Origin of the sequence: Psychrobacter sp. P11F6, assembly GCF_001435295.1 — a bacterium.
GTDB lineage: Bacteria > Pseudomonadota > Gammaproteobacteria > Pseudomonadales > Moraxellaceae > Psychrobacter.
The window spans coordinates 2,153,749-2,171,377 of the sequence record NZ_CM003594.1; the positions used below are offsets into that span (position 1 = coordinate 2,153,749).

General features: G+C 44.7%; 14 protein-coding genes. 1 reads left to right on the top strand and 13 read right to left on the bottom strand.

The window, feature by feature from the left end; translation table 11 throughout:
- Window positions 1–28: 28 nt before the first annotated feature.
- The 7 genes from AK822_RS08870 to AK822_RS08900 form a co-directional block, all read right to left on the bottom strand.
- On the bottom strand, window positions 29–484 hold the full coding sequence (locus tag AK822_RS08870; protein ID WP_205628043.1) for a hypothetical protein: 456 nt from the start codon (window positions 482–484) through the stop codon (window positions 29–31).
- A gap of 373 nt (window positions 485–857) precedes the next feature.
- A complete protein-coding gene (locus tag AK822_RS08875; protein WP_060491370.1) occupies window positions 858–2,144 on the bottom strand; it encodes an L-pipecolate oxidase in 1,287 nt (428 codons plus the stop codon).
- 17 nt (window positions 2,145–2,161) lie between these two features.
- On the bottom strand, window positions 2,162–3,622 hold the full coding sequence (gene nhaC / locus AK822_RS08880; RefSeq protein ID WP_060491371.1) for a Na+/H+ antiporter NhaC: 1,461 nt from the start codon (window positions 3,620–3,622) through the stop codon (window positions 2,162–2,164).
- A gap of 301 nt (window positions 3,623–3,923) precedes the next feature.
- Complete coding sequence (locus AK822_RS08885) at window positions 3,924–5,414, bottom strand: L-piperidine-6-carboxylate dehydrogenase (RefSeq protein ID WP_060491372.1); 1,491 nt, start codon at window positions 5,412–5,414, stop codon at window positions 3,924–3,926.
- 170 nt (window positions 5,415–5,584) lie between these two features.
- A complete protein-coding gene (locus AK822_RS08890) occupies window positions 5,585–6,985 on the bottom strand; it encodes a 2-oxoadipate dioxygenase/decarboxylase HglS (protein ID WP_060492245.1) in 1,401 nt (466 codons plus the stop codon).
- A gap of 229 nt (window positions 6,986–7,214) precedes the next feature.
- On the bottom strand, window positions 7,215–8,486 hold the full coding sequence (locus tag AK822_RS08895; RefSeq protein WP_060491373.1) for a 2-aminoadipate transaminase: 1,272 nt from the start codon (window positions 8,484–8,486) through the stop codon (window positions 7,215–7,217).
- Between the two features lie 228 nt (window positions 8,487–8,714).
- Window positions 8,715–9,662 (bottom strand): LysR substrate-binding domain-containing protein, encoded by a 948-nt coding sequence (locus AK822_RS08900; protein ID WP_060491374.1) that lies wholly within the window; start codon window positions 9,660–9,662, stop codon window positions 8,715–8,717.
- 404 nt (window positions 9,663–10,066) lie between these two features.
- Between AK822_RS08900 and AK822_RS08905 the strand changes: the two genes are divergently transcribed.
- Complete coding sequence (locus tag AK822_RS08905; protein WP_060491375.1) at window positions 10,067–11,266, top strand: sugar transporter; 1,200 nt, start codon at window positions 10,067–10,069, stop codon at window positions 11,264–11,266.
- A gap of 101 nt (window positions 11,267–11,367) precedes the next feature.
- Here the strand turns inward: AK822_RS08905 and arfB are convergent, their stop codons facing one another.
- The 6 genes from arfB to AK822_RS08935 all read right to left on the bottom strand — a co-directional run bounded on the left by arfB (window position 11,368) and on the right by AK822_RS08935 (window position 17,472).
- Window positions 11,368–11,781, bottom strand: a complete 414-nt coding sequence (arfB, locus tag AK822_RS08910; protein WP_060491376.1) for an alternative ribosome rescue aminoacyl-tRNA hydrolase ArfB — start codon at window positions 11,779–11,781, stop codon at window positions 11,368–11,370.
- A 60-nt stretch (window positions 11,782–11,841) separates the two neighbouring features.
- Window positions 11,842–12,696 (bottom strand): HpcH/HpaI aldolase/citrate lyase family protein, encoded by an 855-nt coding sequence (locus tag AK822_RS08915; protein ID WP_060491377.1) that lies wholly within the window; start codon window positions 12,694–12,696, stop codon window positions 11,842–11,844.
- A gap of 220 nt (window positions 12,697–12,916) precedes the next feature.
- Window positions 12,917–13,681 carry an SDR family oxidoreductase gene (locus AK822_RS08920; RefSeq protein ID WP_201554126.1) on the bottom strand — a complete coding sequence of 255 codons (765 nt, stop codon included), beginning with the start codon at window positions 13,679–13,681 and terminating at the stop codon, window positions 12,917–12,919.
- 169 nt (window positions 13,682–13,850) lie between these two features.
- Entirely contained in the window at window positions 13,851–14,633 is a 783-nt protein-coding gene (locus AK822_RS08925; RefSeq protein ID WP_060491379.1) for an SDR family NAD(P)-dependent oxidoreductase, read from the bottom strand.
- A 3-nt stretch (window positions 14,634–14,636) separates the two neighbouring features.
- Entirely contained in the window at window positions 14,637–15,644 is a 1,008-nt protein-coding gene (locus tag AK822_RS08930) for an NADP-dependent oxidoreductase (RefSeq protein ID WP_060491380.1), read from the bottom strand.
- A gap of 22 nt (window positions 15,645–15,666) precedes the next feature.
- The gene (locus tag AK822_RS08935; protein WP_060491381.1) at window positions 15,667–17,472 is read right to left on the bottom strand and encodes an acyl-CoA dehydrogenase family protein; all 1,806 of its coding nucleotides are present in this window, start codon (window positions 17,470–17,472) and stop codon (window positions 15,667–15,669) included.
- Between the last annotated feature and the right edge of the window lie 157 nt (window positions 17,473–17,629).

Here is a 17,629-nt window from a genome sequence, read left to right on the forward strand (position 1 = left end):
TTAATGCTTAAAAACTAATGCTTAAAAATCAACATTCCTTAGATTTTTTTAGCTTATATTCTTCTACCCTATCAACCATTTCATAATCTTGTTCACTCATCTGTTGATAGCCATTGCTCACACTGCCATAGGATGAATTTTTATTATCATGCTGAGCCTGCACAGCAGCATCTTTGATCTGGGCAATGTCTTCTGCAAACGGCGTATGAGGGATATCCAGCACAGCAAATAGCGCGGCTAGAAATTCTTCAGCGGTAAAATATTTATCCATATAGCTGCCATCAAGCCCAAGGTATTTATTCGATAATACATGACGCAGTCGCTCACAAGCAGGGATGGTATGCTTGATAGGATAACCCATGGCTTTGACAATATCTTGCGAACGCAGCTCAAGTGTCGCTATCTGATTGATCGCATACTGGGCAAGAAGGTGACGTGGGTGGTAATGACGGGTATATTTGGATTGGTTAGCAATGTGGCTCATGATATTGAACACCTTAGACTCCTGTAACTCCGACGAAAAAGGTTGAAATACGCCCAAATAGGCAAATAAAATCAGGCACAAATGAGGATGTCGGAGTACAGGCTCATGCGCTTTACCAGAATTATTTTATATCGTGCTGGAAGTTGCAAGGTTTGTACGCCACCATTTATAACGATAATGGCTGGCAATGACAAAACTGTTAAACCCACGATAATGACTTAAAGATGATAGCATATCAGATAATAGAAAATAAATACTGATATTAATACGCTTTGGTAATCACACGATTGTTACGGTCTCTCTATCGCCGTCAAAGTCTGAATACCTTTATATTTAAAAACGGTAGAAAAAATCAGACGATGACTCAACAAAGCTATCTAATTATTTTTAGACATTGTCCTGCATGATATAAAGTCAGTCCCAACTCAGTAAAGCCAGATTTCATCCCGCCAAAAGAAACTTTTGCCTCTTCTAAGGTCTTAAATGGTAAGGGAATACTATCTCTATTACCTGTCATTATATAATCTGCAAAGCACTTACCCATTAGCGTGCCTGTGGTAATGCCGCGACCGTTATAGGCCGTTGCTGTCAGCAAGCCCTCGTCGGGCTCCATGACTCGAAAAATATGATCTTGCGTGAAGCCAAAACTACCAGTCCACTCATACTGCCACTTAAATGCTGGCAAATCTGGATAATAGCTCTTTTGCACCGCATTGGCCCATGATTGATAAAAGGATTTTGGTTTAAGCTGTGTACCACCCACCGTTCCCAATAATAGGCGATCGTCGTCATCACGGCGAAAGCTAGACAAGGCCAAACGAGTATCCCATGCTCCTGTTTTGTAAGGTAAGATACGATCTGCCGCCTCGCCACTCAGTGGCTCAGATGCAATCTGATAGTAATAAACCAGATAAAATGTCTTTGTGATTTCTGTCCACTCGCCTTCGGTATAAGCGTTGGTCGCAATAATAACGCGCTCAGATTTCACGCGCGCTTTAGACGTCCTTGTATACCAATAGCCATCCACCTTCTCTAATGCTTCAACCGCAGAATGCTCATAGATAGTAACACCAAGATCTTTTGCTACTTTTGCGAGTCCTCTGACATAAGCCAGCGGATTTATCGTACCAGCCCGATGATCTAGTAATGCTTTATTGATACTTGTCGTCCCGCAATACTCATGGCATTTGCTGCCGGTTAATACCTCAACATTCGCACCACGGCGGCTGAGCTGCTCGTATCTAATATCAACATCGACTTCACCTTTAGCGTTATGTGCCATATGGATATTACCAGATTGGGTGGCTTGGGCATCGATATTATAACGCTTGATTAAGTCGAATACTAAGCTTGGCGCTTGCCCCAGTGCTTCAGTCAGACGCTCACCTGATGCTTTACCCAAAGTGACGCTCAAATCATCAGGGCGCGCCCAAGTACCTGCATTGACTAGCCCTACGCTTTTACCAGAGCCGCCACTACCTATCGTATGGCTCTCTAAAAGGATGACTTTGACGCCTTTTTCGGCCAAATGAATCGCCGCCGATAACCCTGTATAACCGCCACCTATAACACAGATAGTCGCTGCAGTATCGCTATTCATCTGGCTATAGGTATCTATAATGGGGGCTGTCATATTCCACAAACATTGCTCTTGCAACATCTTATATTCCTTCTAAATTACACGTTGTCTACAGTGGAGAGCGTGTTTGTGTCGTTATTAACAATAGGTTCTTCACGGGGGATAAATTTGTCTAAGAATACCCATAACAAACCAAATAGCGGTGATAACCAACAGGCAAAGGCGAATGGTGCATAAGTGAGGGTCGCAATACCTAGTGTTGCCGCGACGAAACTACCGCCCATGTTCCAAGGAATAAGTGGAGATAACAGGGTTCCGGTATCTTCAATAGAACGTGTGAGTGTCGTGCGTTTGTAGCCCATTTCTTGATATTTGTCTTTTAATAAACGACCTGGCAACACCAGTGTGGTATAGACGTCACCGATGAGCGTACCAACACCAAGCGTGCTGGCATAAGTGGTCATTACTAAACCAAATCTCGATTTCACCATCTTATTAATTTTTGCCATGATGGCTTTTAGCGTACCGTAATGCTCAATTGAGCCGACGAATGCTAAAGCAAAGATGGTCAAGGTCACAACCCATGTCATCGACATGATGCCGCCTTTAGACAGCAGTTGATCCACGACAGCAAATCCCGTTTCACTGATAAAGCCATTTTGTAGGACAGTAAAAATGTCGTGCACACCCACGCCTTGCATAAAAAACGCGACCAATCCTGCGACCACCACACCAGATAAGACTGTTGGAATAGCTGGCATTTTCATCACCGCTGCAATGACAACGACAACAGCCGGTAATAACGTAATTATGCTCAAGTTATAATTGGCCGCTAGCGAAGTTTGAATTTCTTTAATTGAAGTTAAATCGACATTTTCTGCGCCGTAACCCATACCAATCCAAGCATAGATAATCAATGCAGTTACCATGGCAGGTACCGTGGTTGGCAACATACCGCGGATGTGCTCCCAAAGATCAACACCAGCCGCTGCTGGGGTTAAGTTGGTGGTGTCCGATAAAGGAGACATCTTGTCACCGAAAAAAGCGCCAGAAACAATAGCACCGCCCGTTAGTGACGGCGGAATACCCAATCCTAGCCCAATACCCATCATGGCAAGACCAACCGTACCAACCGTGCCCCACGAAGTGCCTGTAGCGACAGAAATAATGGCACAGATGATACAGACAGAGACTAGGAATGATGAAGGAGAGAAAACGCTAAAACCATAGTATAAAATCGTGGGAACCGTACCAGCGATAATCCAAGCGCCGATGAGCATACCAACGCCCATCAAGATAATCATGGCTGGTAGACCAATTTTGACAACCTTTAAAAAGCGTTGTTCCATGCCATCCCAGTCACGGCCACGCAGCTTCATAAACAAGCCAGTGATTAAAATACCGCAAGCTAAGGGAATGTGAGGGGTAAAATCTTTGAATACGAAAAACTGCACCATCAGAATAATGGCAGTCAACACCAGAGGTGCAATATCTAATAAAAAACTAGAAGACGGACCGTAGCCATCTTTAGCTTCGTCATAAGGTTTATCATCCATCATAAGACACCTACCTTCCTTAGTAGTGGAAACTACTGCCATAAAAATAACAGTAGTGGAAACAACCAATCCATGGCTGCCGATAATGCTAAAAAAGCGCTGCAAAGAGTACTGAAAAGGGGGTAAAAAAATCCTGTTTTTGAAGTCATGAATATTTATTCATCACTTCCGCAGGCTTTCATACTAAAACAATAAATACTTAATAATTGGCGACCAAAATAGCTAATAATTGGCTTGCTAAATAAGCGCTGAGCCTACTTAACAAGCATCACATCACATCACATCACGTCAAATCAAACTACTATTAGCCAAAGTTGATGCCTTGCGCGAGTGGTAGCTCGGTTGAGTAGTTGACTGTATTGGTTTGACGACGCATATAGGCTTTCCATGCGTCCGAACCTGACTCACGACCACCGCCGGTTTCTTTTTCGCCGCCGAATGCGCCGCCAATCTCAGCGCCACTGGTGCCGATGTTGACGTTGGCGATACCGCAATCACTACCGCGGTCGCTGAGGAAAGTTTCAGCTTCACGTAAGTCATTGGTAAAGATACAAGATGACAGCCCTTGTGGCACATCGTTTTGCATCGCTAGCGCATCGTCAAATTCTTTATAAGGCATGACGTATAAAATCGGCGCAAACGTCTCACTACGTGCCACGTCATTTTGCTCATCAAGCTCAACAATCGCAGGGGTCACATAATAAGCATCGGAGAATTTATCCATCAGCACCCGTTCTCCGCCTGTGACTTTACCGCCAGTATTGCGGGCTTTTTCTAACGCCGCTTGCATGTTATTAAAGCTGTCTTCATCAATCAGTGGACCGACCAAATTGCCTTCAAGCGGATGACCGATGCTCACCGTCTCATAAGCAGACTTAACGCGCGGTAAGATATCGTCTTTGACCGACTCATGAACAAACAGACGGCGTAAGGTGGTACAACGCTGCCCTGCCGTTCCTACTGCTGAGAATAGAATGCCACGGAGCGCCAAATCTAAATCGGCAGTGGGTGCCAAAATCATGGCGTTATTACCACCAAGCTCAAGCAAACACTTACCAAAACGCTCAGCGACTTTTGGCCCGACTTCTCGGCCCATGCGTGTACTGCCGGTGGCACTGACCAAGGCGATGTCTTTATTTTCAACCAAGGCATTACCGATATCAGTTTTGCCCAATATGATTTGCGATAAATGTGCTGGTGCCTCACCAAATTTTGCCAATGCTTTTTCAAATAACGCTTGGCACGCTAATGCGACAAGTGGGGTTTTTTCTGAAGGTTTCCAGATGACAGGGTTGCCACAGACGATGGCCAACGCCGTGTTCCAAGACCAAACGGCAACGGGGAAGTTAAAGGCAGAGATGACGCCGATGACGCCGAGTGGATGCCATGTCTCACGCATGTGGTGACCTGGGCGTTCTGAGGCGATGGTTAGACCATAAAGCTGACGCGATACGCCCACGGCAAAGTCACAGATATCGATCATTTCTTGGACTTCGCCAAGGCCTTCTTCTTTGATTTTTCCGGCCTCTAACGATACTAAGATACCTAGGTCTTCTTTGTGCTCACGCAGTACTTCACCCAACAGACGAATCAACTCACCACGTTTAGGGGCAGGAACGACACGCCATTCTTGAAAGGCTTGTTTGGCATTTTGGATTTTAGTATCGACGTCGGCGACTGTATCTAATGTGACTTTACCGATAACTGAGCCATCAATTGGGGTGGTGACTTCAAAGTCGCCATTTTGATAGTGTGCTTCTTCTACGCCCATTGCAGACATATATTGCTTAATCATAATCAATCCCTTGCATATTGGTATAATGGTTTACTACGTCCTTGACTGACTTATAAAATTACCCTGCTACCTACTAAGTTGCAAAATAATAAATTTCTTGCAGCCATTCCTTTTTGGAATGACGTGCTAATAAGTCGGCTATAAGCTGGCTATTTTTAGCCTAAATTTTACTAAATACTGACGGTGGACAAGCACTGCTCAAGGCTTTGCGCCTGCATCGCTTCATACAATGCCATTTCATCATAAATGGCTGCCCCCAAATCACGCTCAAAATTTTGTTGGCTTGAGTAACCGTCATATTGGCTTGGCTGCGCCTCTTGCAGATTTGATTGAAAGATACCGGCGGCACTGACGGGCAAAAAATCCTCATAAACGATGGGTTCAATGCGAAGCACCTCGTCATTAATCAGAGCAGTCAGCTTCGCATTAGGCAGTTTATTCAAATCATCGCGTGTTAAGATCGCGGCCAACAACGCTTGACCGTCCTCAGAATCAAGGGTGCTATCCGTCAACTGGTAATAAAAATACGCTAGCTCCTCTTCGTGTAGAGTTTGATAATCATCAGGAAAAGCAGTAAATACTTCGGCTAAAATTTGATTGTATTGAGCCGCATTGTCCTCATTTGGGGTAACACCAAGCTGGCGGCGAGCTGCGGCCAATAGTTCATCATAAAGCGCGCGGCCCTTTTGCGTTAACGCCACACCGCGTTGTTCAATCTCTCCAAAGCGCGCGGTATGGTGCCCTTGCTCATAATCCCCATTGCTAGGGTCTGAGGTATCAGCAACTTTAAAGCCAACCGCTTCTTGTAGTGCTTTAAAACTGGTTTGCCTTAATAAGATAGGACACGCTCTACGTGGCGGCCCTTCGATGATGGCCTTTGAGGGTATACCGCGAGCTTGCATGCCTTGTTGCACCGCATCAATATCCAAGGTTCGAGGCGTTAAATGATTGATATGTGGACCCTTAAAGCCGACCACATCAGCGACCAGCGGATGCTGATTTAATAGACGCTGATAGAGCGCTTTTGCCACCGGCGTTTTATCATGCCAGCGAAATGTCTCTAGCGCTTCTTGGACAAATTGCTCTGCTTGCGCAGCAGTTAAACCACCTTGCGCCTCAAAAACCTCAATGAGCTCAATAACGCCAGTAGTGAATATCTGACGCTGCGCCAGTGTGGCCGTGGCTTCTTGTTTTAAGGTTTCATCGGCAATCAAATCTAAACGCAATAACGAGGTGAAAACGCGAAAGGGGCTTTTATGCAATGAATGCGAGTCAAGTGCGCGAAAAACTGTTGAATGCACCGGCACGCCAGCAGGCGCTAAATCGTAGTAGCCGACAGGGTGCATACCCATCACGGCAAAAAGACGGCGCATCATACTCAGCTCTGCTGCGGTACCCAGTCGAATCGCCCCGTGACGCTCCATGCTTAGACGTTCAATCTCACCCGTATGCAGCAGTTGTGATTTAATATCGGGATGTGAGATTAATACTTCGGCATTGACATCACTGACCAAATCAACCAAGTCGCCGTATAGCGGCACCTCATCTTGGTACATCGCTGACATTGCCATAGAGAAATGATGGCGGATATCATCGCTGCAGATAAAATCCTTATCTGGACTGACGCTACTATTTTGCACAAATAAACATCCTTGTAATAGAGTTAATAAATTTTTAGCTTAATAATAAGTATTTGATTTCGAGCATTTGGTTATGACGATGCGCTGTCTATCCTAAGCACTCTTAATCACTCTTAATCACTCTTAATCACTCTTAATCACTCTTAATCACTCCTAAATATTAAGCGGCAGGCAATCCATCAGGAAGCGCGATGAGCACCTCTTTTAGAATATCCAACCCTTCTTTTAGGGTGTCAGGTTCTATGGTGAGTGGCGGTAATAAGCGAATGATATGGCGATATTGCCCACTTGGCATCAGCAGCAATCCCTTCTCACGTGCTTTGGTTAATACTTGCGCCATCACACTCGGATGCACATCATGCTCAGGATGACGCAGCTCAATGCCGCGCATCGCACCGATACCCGTAAGACCAAATAACCAAGGTGAGATACCTTCTTGTTGCCATTGGCTGATGGTCGTCTCAATCGTCTGGGCATAATGCTTGGCTGACTGCCAAACGTCATCGGCTTGCATGATATCAAGCGTGGCATTGGCAGCGGCGCAAGCAACTGGATTGCCCGAATAAGTGCCGCCCAAGCTGCCTTTGGGTAGGCCATTGACCACACTAGCCTTGCCTATAACTGCGCCTAAGGGCAAGCCACCTGCGATGCTTTTGCCAAGTAAAATAAGGTCAGGCTCAATCCCTAAATGGGTAAAAGCAAACGGCGTGCCCGTACGGCCGTAGCCGGATTGGATTTCGTCCATGATAAGTAACATGCCATGCTCATCACAAAACTTACGTAGATACTGCGCAAAGGTGGGCGACAGCAATTGAAAACCGCCTTCCCCTTGTACAGGTTCGACGATAATGGCACCGATATTGTCGATATCGGTTTCTACCATAAATAAACGCTGGAGCGCATCAATCGCTTGCTCGTCGCTGATATTGTTATCGGGACTGGGAAAAGGAATATGATAAACGCCGCTCCCTAATGCACCAAGCCCGCGCTTATAAGGCGCAACTTTACCGTTTAGATTGACAGCAGCCAGTGTGCGCCCGTGAAAGCCACCATCAAAGGCAATGGCACCTGTGCGCCCTGTCTTTAGACGAGCGATTTTTATGGCATTTTCGGTCGCTTCTGCACCGCAGTTAGTCAGCATGCCTGCCAGTTCGCCGTTGATAGGCACCAGCTCACACAATCGAGGCATAAAGGTTTGATAAGGCTGATGTGCTGCCGCATTGTAGGCATAGTGAATCAGCGACTGGGCTTGATGAATGATGGCGTCAACGATGTGAGGGTGGCAATGACCAAAGTTTAAAACACCAATTCCGCCAACAAAATCGATATAGCTGCGGTCATTGTTGTCCCAAACTCTGGCATTTTTGCCTTTGACGAGCGTGAGCGGATGCACCATCGTAAAGGCATCGGTCACGTTATAAAACTTGTCCATGATGAATCTCTATCTCTTCCTTGAGTTAGACTCATTTCAACAAAACATCATTCCGGCAGCAAACGAATAATAGTTGTGGTGGCATTCCTTTTTGTCATTACCAGTGAATCAACTTCCTAAACGAATCCTTTAAAAAACAAAAAAACTGCGTATTAAGGCAGTTTTTTTGTTTAGCTTGTTAAATTCTTACAGCAGATAACTTTGTAGAATACAATAATAAGATATAAACTATAAAGCAAGCCCTAACGCCTTTTCACGCTGATCTGAGATTGTTAAATAAGCCGTAATCCATTCTAAAACTGCTTTGACCTTATGCGATTGTCCCGAAGAAACAGGATAAGTCACATAATAGCTGCCGCGACCCTTTGCCGCATAATCCCACGCCATGACTAAAGCGCCTGATTGTAGCTCAGGCTCAACCAAACGCAACGGCACCAAGGCTATACCATAGCCCAGTAAGGCGGCAGAGATGCAAGCATGAAAAGTCTCAAAACGTGGTCCTACAAAGGTGCCGTCGACGCTGATATCTTGTTGCTTAAAGTACTCATACCACGCACTTAAACGCGAGCTTATTTGCAATAGGACATAGTCATCTAAACACTCGGTACTCAGTGTTTTATCTCGCAAATACTGCGGCTGACAGACCGCAACGCAATATTCATCGAACAATTTTATGGCCTCCATATTGCCCCACATGCCATCGCCATATAAAAAAGCAATATCAACATTTTGGTCTTCAGAAAAAAACGGCCCTACCAGCTCTTTGATATCTAGGTTGATAAGCCGATATTTTTGACTAAAGCCACTGAGTGCTGGAATCAACCAACGGGCACAAAATGTCGGATGCGAGACAATTTTTAGCAGCTCAGTATTACTACTATGCGACATCAAATTGGTGGTTGCCACCTCGATATGTTTTAAAATCTCTAACACTTCAAGATAATATGACTTGCCAGCAGGGGTCAATGAAATCCGGTGCGGCGTCCGATAAAACAAAGACAGGTTTAGCATCTCCTCCAACTGCGCCACTTGCTTACTGATGGCGCTTTGGGTCATGTGCATCTCTTGCGCCGCATTGGTAAAACTTAAATGACGGGCAGCGGTCTCAAAACATTGCAGCGCCGTCGTTGAAGGGTATCTTCTAAAGGCTAATGGTTTATTGGTGTCTGTTTTCATAGATTGTTTTTCTTTTATCCCATCTTAATAAAATATCAATGATTATTTAAAATCACGTTATCAGGCATTCCTAGCCTATGGCGTCATCATACCTATACTCAAGCGTAAATAGCGATACCTCACTATAAGCACTATGTAACTGACACTGATGTCATTATCGGATTTACTTAAGCATTCAACCAATTATTCGGTCACTAATTTTAAAGACTTTCCTACAAAAAACACCGTCGATTGCTGATAAAATAGTAGGGTCTGATGATAGGCTCTCACATACCGCAACTGATTTGCTATCTTGCCCTCCTCTTTTTCATCATTACGACCTATGCCGCCGTTATTCTTAAACTCATGAATTATTTTTCAGCTAATTTGCACTATTAGCGCCTTCTTTATTTGTATTGGATCATATGAAACATAACCTTGAGGTGAGCGCAAATGCTCGCCGAACTCAGTATTTCCAAGTATTCTTAATGGGCGTCAGCGCCTTTATTATGAATACCACCGAATTTGTCCCCGTTGCCCTATTAAGTGACATTGCCCAAGATTTTTCCATCACTACAGCAGAAACTGGCTGGATGTTGACGCTGTATGCGTGGATTGTCGCGGCGATGTCATTGCCATTGATGCTGCTCACCAGCCGCTTTGAGCGCAAAAGCTTACTTTTGGGCTTGTTTGTGGTATTTATTGCCAGTCATGTATTGTCCGTATTTGCTTGGAGCTTTGATGTATTGCTTATTAGTCGTGTTGGTATTGCGCTATCACACGCGATATTTTGGTCAATCACCGCGGCGATTGCGATACGCGTAGCACCAGAAGGCAAAAAAGCACTGGCACTTAGTGTGCTTGCGACCGGCACTTCATTGGCGATGGTACTTGGCGTGCCATTAGGGCGCTTGGTCGGTCAATGGTTTGGCTGGCGAGCAACATTTGGTGGTATTGGCGTGATTGCTTTCATCGTATTTATTCTACAAGCAAGGCTATTGCCAACGCTACCAAGTATGTTTGAAGGCTCGTTTAGAAAGATTCCAGAATTGCTTAGAAACCCCTTATTGGTCTGTTTGTATCTACTCATTTTACTGGTCTTTACCGCCCACTATACCGCTTATTCTTATATCGAACCTTTTATGCGTCAAGTCGGCGCTATCAGTGAAAACGCCGCAACTGTTGTCTTGCTATTGTTTGGGGTGGCAGGAATTGCGGGCAGTGTGATATTCAGTCGCTGGGGTGATCGTTTTAATACCAGATTGATGCTGATATCGATAATATTAATGTTAATCTCTATGCTGGTTCTATTGTTTGCCGTGACCTCCATCTGGGCACTCAGCTTGATTGCGTTACTGTGGGGCGCGGCGCTTATGCTGCTGATTATCTCCATGCAAGCCAAAGTCATCATGGTCGATGTCACAGCACAAGACATGCTGATGTCAATGTTCTCAGGCATTATTAATTTAGGAATTGGCGCCGGTGCGCTGTTTGGTGGTTATGCAGTGACCCATATTTCAATATCAAGCGTCGGCTATGTCGGCGCCGCTATCGCCAGTGTGTCGCTGCTCTTGATGTTATTTATGATAAAGCGCTTTCCTGAATTAAGCAGAAGACTTGGTTAGCTAAAAACTTGATAGTAAATAAGCATAAAAAATGCCAGCCACTTAAATGGGCGGGCATTTTGCTTTCTCGTTCATTTAAAAATAAGAAATAAGCCACCCATTTAAAAATTCACTTTACCGCGCAAGGCTTTTGTTTTGCCGCGCTGGGTCTTTTGATCCACGCGTTTACGCTTAGCATTTCTGCTAGGTTTAGTCGGCTTTCTGGTTTGATTGACATGAGTGGCTTTTATAATAAAGCTTTGCAGCCGCTCAAAGGCATCTATCTTATTCCGCTCTTGCGTACGAAACTGCTGCGCTTTAAGCACAAACACGCCTTCTTTGGTGATTCGGCTGTCTTTACTGTCCAATAAACGCTGTTTGTGCTCATCACTTAGGCTTGAGGTATGAATATCAAAACGCAGATGGATAGCAGACGACACTTTATTGACATTCTGTCCACCAGCGCCTTGTGCGCGTATGGCGCTAATCTCGACATCACTATCATTCAGGCTAATACTGTTACTAATAAAAATCATAGAGCTCTTTTTAAATCATAAATAAGTATGATGCATAATAAACCATTATTTGCTCCCCTTCTACTTCGTCAATAAATAACCTAATAGCTGGCGACAACGCTCAATCACTGGCGCGTCTACCATTTGACCATCTATCTCAAACACTGCCTGTCCACTGCGCTCATACTCTTCGACCACACGCTGAGCAAATGACAATGCTTTGTCAGTCGGCTTTAATGCCTGCTGGACGACAGCTACTTGTTTGGGATGAATACACAGCATTCCTGACATACCCATCTGTGACCATAAACTTACTCGGGCGCTTAGTCCTATCTCATCATTAAAATCAGGATAAACAGTATCAATCGGTGGGGACAATTGGTGCACTTTTGAAGTCAGAATAAATTGATAGCGGATTTGATTGGCGATGACATCCGCAGCAGGCGTACCTACTTGTACCCGCAAATCATTGCATAAATCTAAAAACCCATAACTAAACGCGGCTAACCCAACTGCTTTTGCCATACTATCGAGTTGATACAATCCAATGGCATTCTCAATCAAGGCAATTACAGAAAAATTAGTAAGCTGGTGCACGCTCTCAATATCTGATGCTTGTTCAGCTTTGGCTAACAACACACCAGCCAAATTAGGCATTTTCTGACAAAGCACGATGTCTTTAAAAAACTCTCCGCCCCCTGCTTTATTAATACGTAGCCAAATCGGCTGATAATCTGCACTGTCATGATATTGTTGTAACGCTGCACGGGCTTGGTCTTTATCCTCTAGAGCCACAGCATCTTCTAAATCTAAAATGACAGCATCTGCATTACTGGCAAAGGCTTTGGCTACTCTATCAATGCGAGTCGCTGGCACGAATAGCCATGTTTTATTTTGAGAGATTATATTTATTTTATGATTGGTCACTGAATTCATGCTTGATTCCCATATTATTCAAGTAGCTGTTAATACCTTTATTATGCCACTATATCGCTGATCCCCATTCAAAATTAGCGATTCACCCTATAGCACAAAACTAAGGCTACTTAGATATTCAATCAAAAAAAATCAAAAAAACCGCATGAAAATTAATCTCATGCAGTTCTTAATAGTCATGCTTTCTTTAACTGGTATTCTAAGTCTTCTGACTGGCTAACTAAGCCAACATACCACCATCGACAACGATAGTCGCGCCTGTGGTATAACTTGATGCATCAGACACTAGATACAACACTGTGCCAGCCATCTCGTCAGGATTCGCAACACGTCCTAGTGGAATAGCATGTAGCGCCATTTTTAAGACTTTATCATTGGTCGTCAAGGCAGAGGCAAACTTGGTATCTGTTAAACCTGGCAACAACGCATTGACGCGGATATTGAGTGGGCCACATTCTTTGGCAAAAGCTTTAGTCATGCTAATGACCGCTGCTTTGGTGATTGAGTAGATGCCTTGCTTGTCGCCTGCAACCAAGCCATTGACCGATGCGGTATTTAAAATCACGCCGCCGCCCTGCTCGCGCATCATTTTGCCAGCTGCCGTCGACATAAAGAAGTAACCACGAATGTTTACCTCAACCGTCTTATCGAAAGCGGCTAAATCCGTATCTAAGATATGGCCGTAGTATGGGTTGGCTGCGGCGTTATTGACCAAGATATCGATTTGACCAAACTCGCTTTTAATATGTTCAAAAATCGCATCAATCTGTGCCATCTCGCCCACGTGGCAAGCAAAGGCACTGGCTTTGTGACCATCTGCGATGATGCTATCAGCAACTGCTTGGCAAGCATCGATTTTGCGGCTTGAGACGATTACATGTGCGCCTCTGGATGCCAATAAACGAGCAATAGATTCGCCAATACCGCGGCTTGCGCCAGTAACCAAAGCGACCTTACCGGTTAAATCAAATAAATCTTTCATCATTGTTCCTTATATTTTGAATTAGCTATTCAGTTTTCAATTTTTTATCGTAACCACTTAATAAATTATAGTCGAAAAACTGCAAATCCATTACAAGGCAGCTGAGCGTAGATAGTACGCATAGTACATCGAGCGAGGCTAACATCGTAATGATTTAGCAGTTATTTGACTATTAAGCCAACATGCCACCATCAAGGGTAAACGCATGACCATTCATAAAACTGCTTTCATCACTAGCCAGCCAAGCAATCGCGCCTGACACTTCGTTAACGTCTCCCAAACGGCGCATTGGACTGGCCTTAACCGTTGCTTGCTGCGTACGCTCATCCATCGTTGCCATGGTATTGCGTACCATTGGCGTATCGATGAAGCTTGGGCAGACCGCGTTAAAACGAATATTGGCGCGCGCGTACTCATGGGCAGCAGACTTGGTTAGACCCATAACACCATGTTTAGCCGCGCTATAGGCTGAGATCATCGGTGCTGAACGCAGACCAGCAATAGACGCTACGTTAATCACATGACCACCACCATTAGGTAGCATACAGTTGACGGCAGCACGCATACAGTGCCAAACACCTTTTAAATTCACGGCGATATTGCGATCAAAGTCATCATCGCTTAGCTCATGCATGGGCGAAGGCTTATGGTCGATACCAGCATTGTTTACCACCACATCTAGACCGCCAAGCGTTTCTACTGCGAAGTCGAACAACGCACGTACTTCATCACCGCTGGTCACATCTACTTTTTTGAAGACGACACTGTCACCAGCATCTTGAGCTTGCTTGGCAACCGCAGCACCCATCTCTTCTGCTAAATCGCCTATGACGACTTTCGCACCGCGACTTGCCAGTAATAGCGCGCTAGCCGCACCGATGCCAGAGGCGCCGCCCGTGATTAAAATTCGTTTACCCGTTACATCTGATGCAATTCCGTTTGTATTCAGTGTCATGATCTATCCCTCTACCTTAAGTACTAGTTTGCCGAAGTTTTCACCGTTAAAGAGCATCATTAAGGTATCTGGGAACGTCTCGATGCCTTCAACGATATGGTCTTTTACTTTCATATCACCTGACTGAATCCAGCCAGCGATGTCTTTCATGGCGACTGGATATTCTTTGAGATTATCGAATACCACGATGCCTTCCATGCGGGCACGATTGACCAATAATGATAAATAGTTCGATGGGCCTTTGACTTCTGTGGTGTTGTTATACTGACTAATCGCACCGCAAATGACGATACGCGCATGCAGGTTTATTTGTGTGAGCACGTCATTCAGGATATCACCGCCTACGTTGTCAAAATACACATCGACGCCATCAGGACAGGTTTTTTTCAATGCTTTTTTCACATCTTCGTTTTTGTAGTCAATCGTTGCATCGAACCCAAGCTCATCGACTAAGAATTTACATTTCTCAGCACCGCCTGCGATACCGACAACACGGCAGCCTTTAATCTTGGCGATTTGACCAACCAAACTACCGACAGCGCCAGCAGCGCCAGAGACAACAACGGTCTCGCCCGCTTTTGGCTGACCTGTTTTTAGCAGACCAAAATACCCTGTCATACCCGGCATACCGAGTACACCCAAGTAATAAGACAATGGTGCAAGTTTTGGATCAACTTTATACAGATTGGCGCCATCACTGACGGCATAGGATTGCACGCCATCGTGACCTGCGACATAGTCACCAACGGCAAACTTCTCATGCTTACTTTCTATCACTTCGCCTACCGTACCAGCGCGCATGACGTCACCAATCTGTACCGGTGCAATATAAGATTTGGCATCGTTCAACCAACCACGCATCGCCGGATCGATAGAGATATATTCAACCTTAATCAGTAGCTGACCATCGGTGATCGTCGGGATTTCTTTCTCGGTATAATCCCAAGTCTCAGCACTAGGCTCGCCTACCGGTCTTGCTTTTAAGCGCCATTGTTTATTTATCGTTGTCATGTCTCTTTCCTTAGAGTTGTTTTTAGAACCAGTCCGCTTGCATATCCGTGCAAACCGAGTTGGTATTGGTTAATAATTCGATGTCGCGTTTGATTAATGGTAATTCCCAATCGATGAAGTATTTGGCCGCTTGTATCTTGCCTTTGTAGAAATTCTGCTGCTCAATATCTTGGGTAGTGCTCAGTAGCTTCTCGGCTTTACTGGCTTGGCGAATCCAAATCCAGCTCAGTATAATTGAGGCAAAAATATTCATCAGTGCTTGAGCATTACCTGTTAGCGTTAATGCTTCCTCTGTCTGTAATACTTTGCTTAAATGAACTAATACTTCATGTAGCTGACCCATATAAGGCATCAGTTTACCCGCCAATTGAGCGCTCTCAGGTGTAGTGATGCTTTCCAAATCTTGTGTGATTTCACGCTTTAGGATTTGAATGCCCAGACCGCCTTTTTGCCATAACTTACGGAATGACAAATCTAGCGCCTGCACACCATTTGTGCCTTCATGAATAGGATTTAGACGATTGTCACGCCAAAACTGCTCGGCTTGATACTCACGCGTATAGCCTGCCCCGCCCAATACTTGGATACCCAAATCATTGGCTTTCGGCCCATACTCAGACGGCCATGCTTTTAGTACTGGGGTCAGCAAATCTAATAGCTCTGTTAGCTCATTTTTTAGCGTTTCGTCTTCACAAGTGTTGATACGGTCGATTAGGTTTGAACCATATAGACATAATGAAATGCCACCTTCAGAGTAGGCCTTTTGCGCGAGCAGCATTCGCTTGACATCGCCATGTTGAATAATGGCAGTCGCTGCATCTTCAGGCTTATTGTTTGGTGCGATGCGACCTTGGGTACGATCTTTGGCGTAATCTAGCGAATACTGATAGCCACGATAGCCAATCATCGCTGCACCAAAACCAACAGCGATACGTGCCTCATTCATCATCTTAAACATATAGCGCAAGCCAAAGTGCTCTTCGCCAATTAGATAGCCATAACACTCGCCGTCATCACCAAAGCTCAATGCCGTCGACGTCGTGCCTCTATAGCCCAGCTTATGAATGAGTCCTGTTAAATGTACGTCATTGCGCTCGCCCACCGATGCATCCTCGTTTAAGCGATACTTGGGCACGGCGAATAAAGAGATACCTTTGACCCCACCTTGACCACCTGGCACTTTGGCCAATACGAGATGGACGATATTGTCAGACAGTTCGTGATCGCCGCCTGAGATATAAATTTTGCTGCCTTTGACGCGGTATGAGCCATCATCTTGTTTTACTGCAGTGGTTTTGATATCAGCAAGTGACGAACCTGCATGTGGCTCTGTTAATGCCATCGTTCCGGTGAACTCACCTGTCAGCATTCGCGGCATAAAGGCAGTTTTAATTTCATCACTAGCAAAATGCGAGATGACATTAATTGCAGCAGTGGTCAAAAATGGATAAGCAGTGGTTGAGGGATTGGCAGCCATAAAATAACCTGCCACGGCTGTCATCACTGTCTCAGGCAACTGCATTCCGCCATCTTCAAAACTATAACGACCTGCGATAAACCCTGACTTACGGAATGCATCAAAAGCGACTTTTACATCACTTATCATGCTGACTTTTTTGCCATCAAACTGTGGCTCATTCTTGTCTGCTACGTGGTTATGCGGCAAAAATAACTGGGTCGCAATTTTATTGGCCGTATCCAGTACTGCGTCAAACGTTTCGCGGCTATGCTCTGCAAAATTAGCATGCTTGGTTAAATTTTCAGTGCCCAATACATCATATAATTGGAACGGTAACTCAAAGTCATTGATAAGCGTATCTGCTGCCATAGTATTCTCGTTAACTGATTAAATTTGGTTATCAATCGATATTAAGCTAATTTAACGTCTTACCGTATTGTCATTTATGACATAATTATGGTCAAATATGACATAAATAGCGTTTATATTTCGAGAGTTCAGATAAAAATTTGATATTTTCGGTTTT

Excerpts from the sequence above, each read along its gene's own strand:
- AK822_RS08870 (WP_205628043.1), bottom strand. The coding sequence starts at position 484 with ATGAGCCACATTGCTAACCAATCCAAATATACCCGTCATTACCACCCA.
- AK822_RS08875 (WP_060491370.1), bottom strand. The coding sequence starts at position 2,144 with ATGTTGCAAGAGCAATGTTTGTGGAATATGACAGCCCCCATTATAGAT.
- nhaC (WP_060491371.1), bottom strand. The coding sequence starts at position 3,622 with ATGATGGATGATAAACCTTATGACGAAGCTAAAGATGGCTACGGTCCG.
- AK822_RS08885 (WP_060491372.1), bottom strand. The coding sequence starts at position 5,414 with ATGATTAAGCAATATATGTCTGCAATGGGCGTAGAAGAAGCACACTAT.
- AK822_RS08890 (WP_060492245.1), bottom strand. The coding sequence starts at position 6,985 with ATGGCAATGTCAGCGATGTACCAAGATGAGGTGCCGCTATACGGCGAC.
- AK822_RS08895 (WP_060491373.1), bottom strand. The coding sequence starts at position 8,486 with ATGGACAAGTTTTATAACGTGACCGATGCCTTTACGATGGTGCATCCG.
- AK822_RS08900 (WP_060491374.1), bottom strand. The coding sequence starts at position 9,662 with ATGAAAACAGACACCAATAAACCATTAGCCTTTAGAAGATACCCTTCA.
- AK822_RS08905 (WP_060491375.1), top strand. The coding sequence starts at position 10,067 with ATGAAACATAACCTTGAGGTGAGCGCAAATGCTCGCCGAACTCAGTAT.
- arfB (WP_060491376.1), bottom strand. The coding sequence starts at position 11,781 with ATGATTTTTATTAGTAACAGTATTAGCCTGAATGATAGTGATGTCGAG.
- AK822_RS08915 (WP_060491377.1), bottom strand. The coding sequence starts at position 12,696 with ATGAATTCAGTGACCAATCATAAAATAAATATAATCTCTCAAAATAAA.
- AK822_RS08920 (WP_201554126.1), bottom strand. The coding sequence starts at position 13,681 with ATGATGAAAGATTTATTTGATTTAACCGGTAAGGTCGCTTTGGTTACT.
- AK822_RS08925 (WP_060491379.1), bottom strand. The coding sequence starts at position 14,633 with ATGACACTGAATACAAACGGAATTGCATCAGATGTAACGGGTAAACGA.
- AK822_RS08930 (WP_060491380.1), bottom strand. The coding sequence starts at position 15,644 with ATGACAACGATAAATAAACAATGGCGCTTAAAAGCAAGACCGGTAGGC.
- AK822_RS08935 (WP_060491381.1), bottom strand. The coding sequence starts at position 17,472 with ATGGCAGCAGATACGCTTATCAATGACTTTGAGTTACCGTTCCAATTA.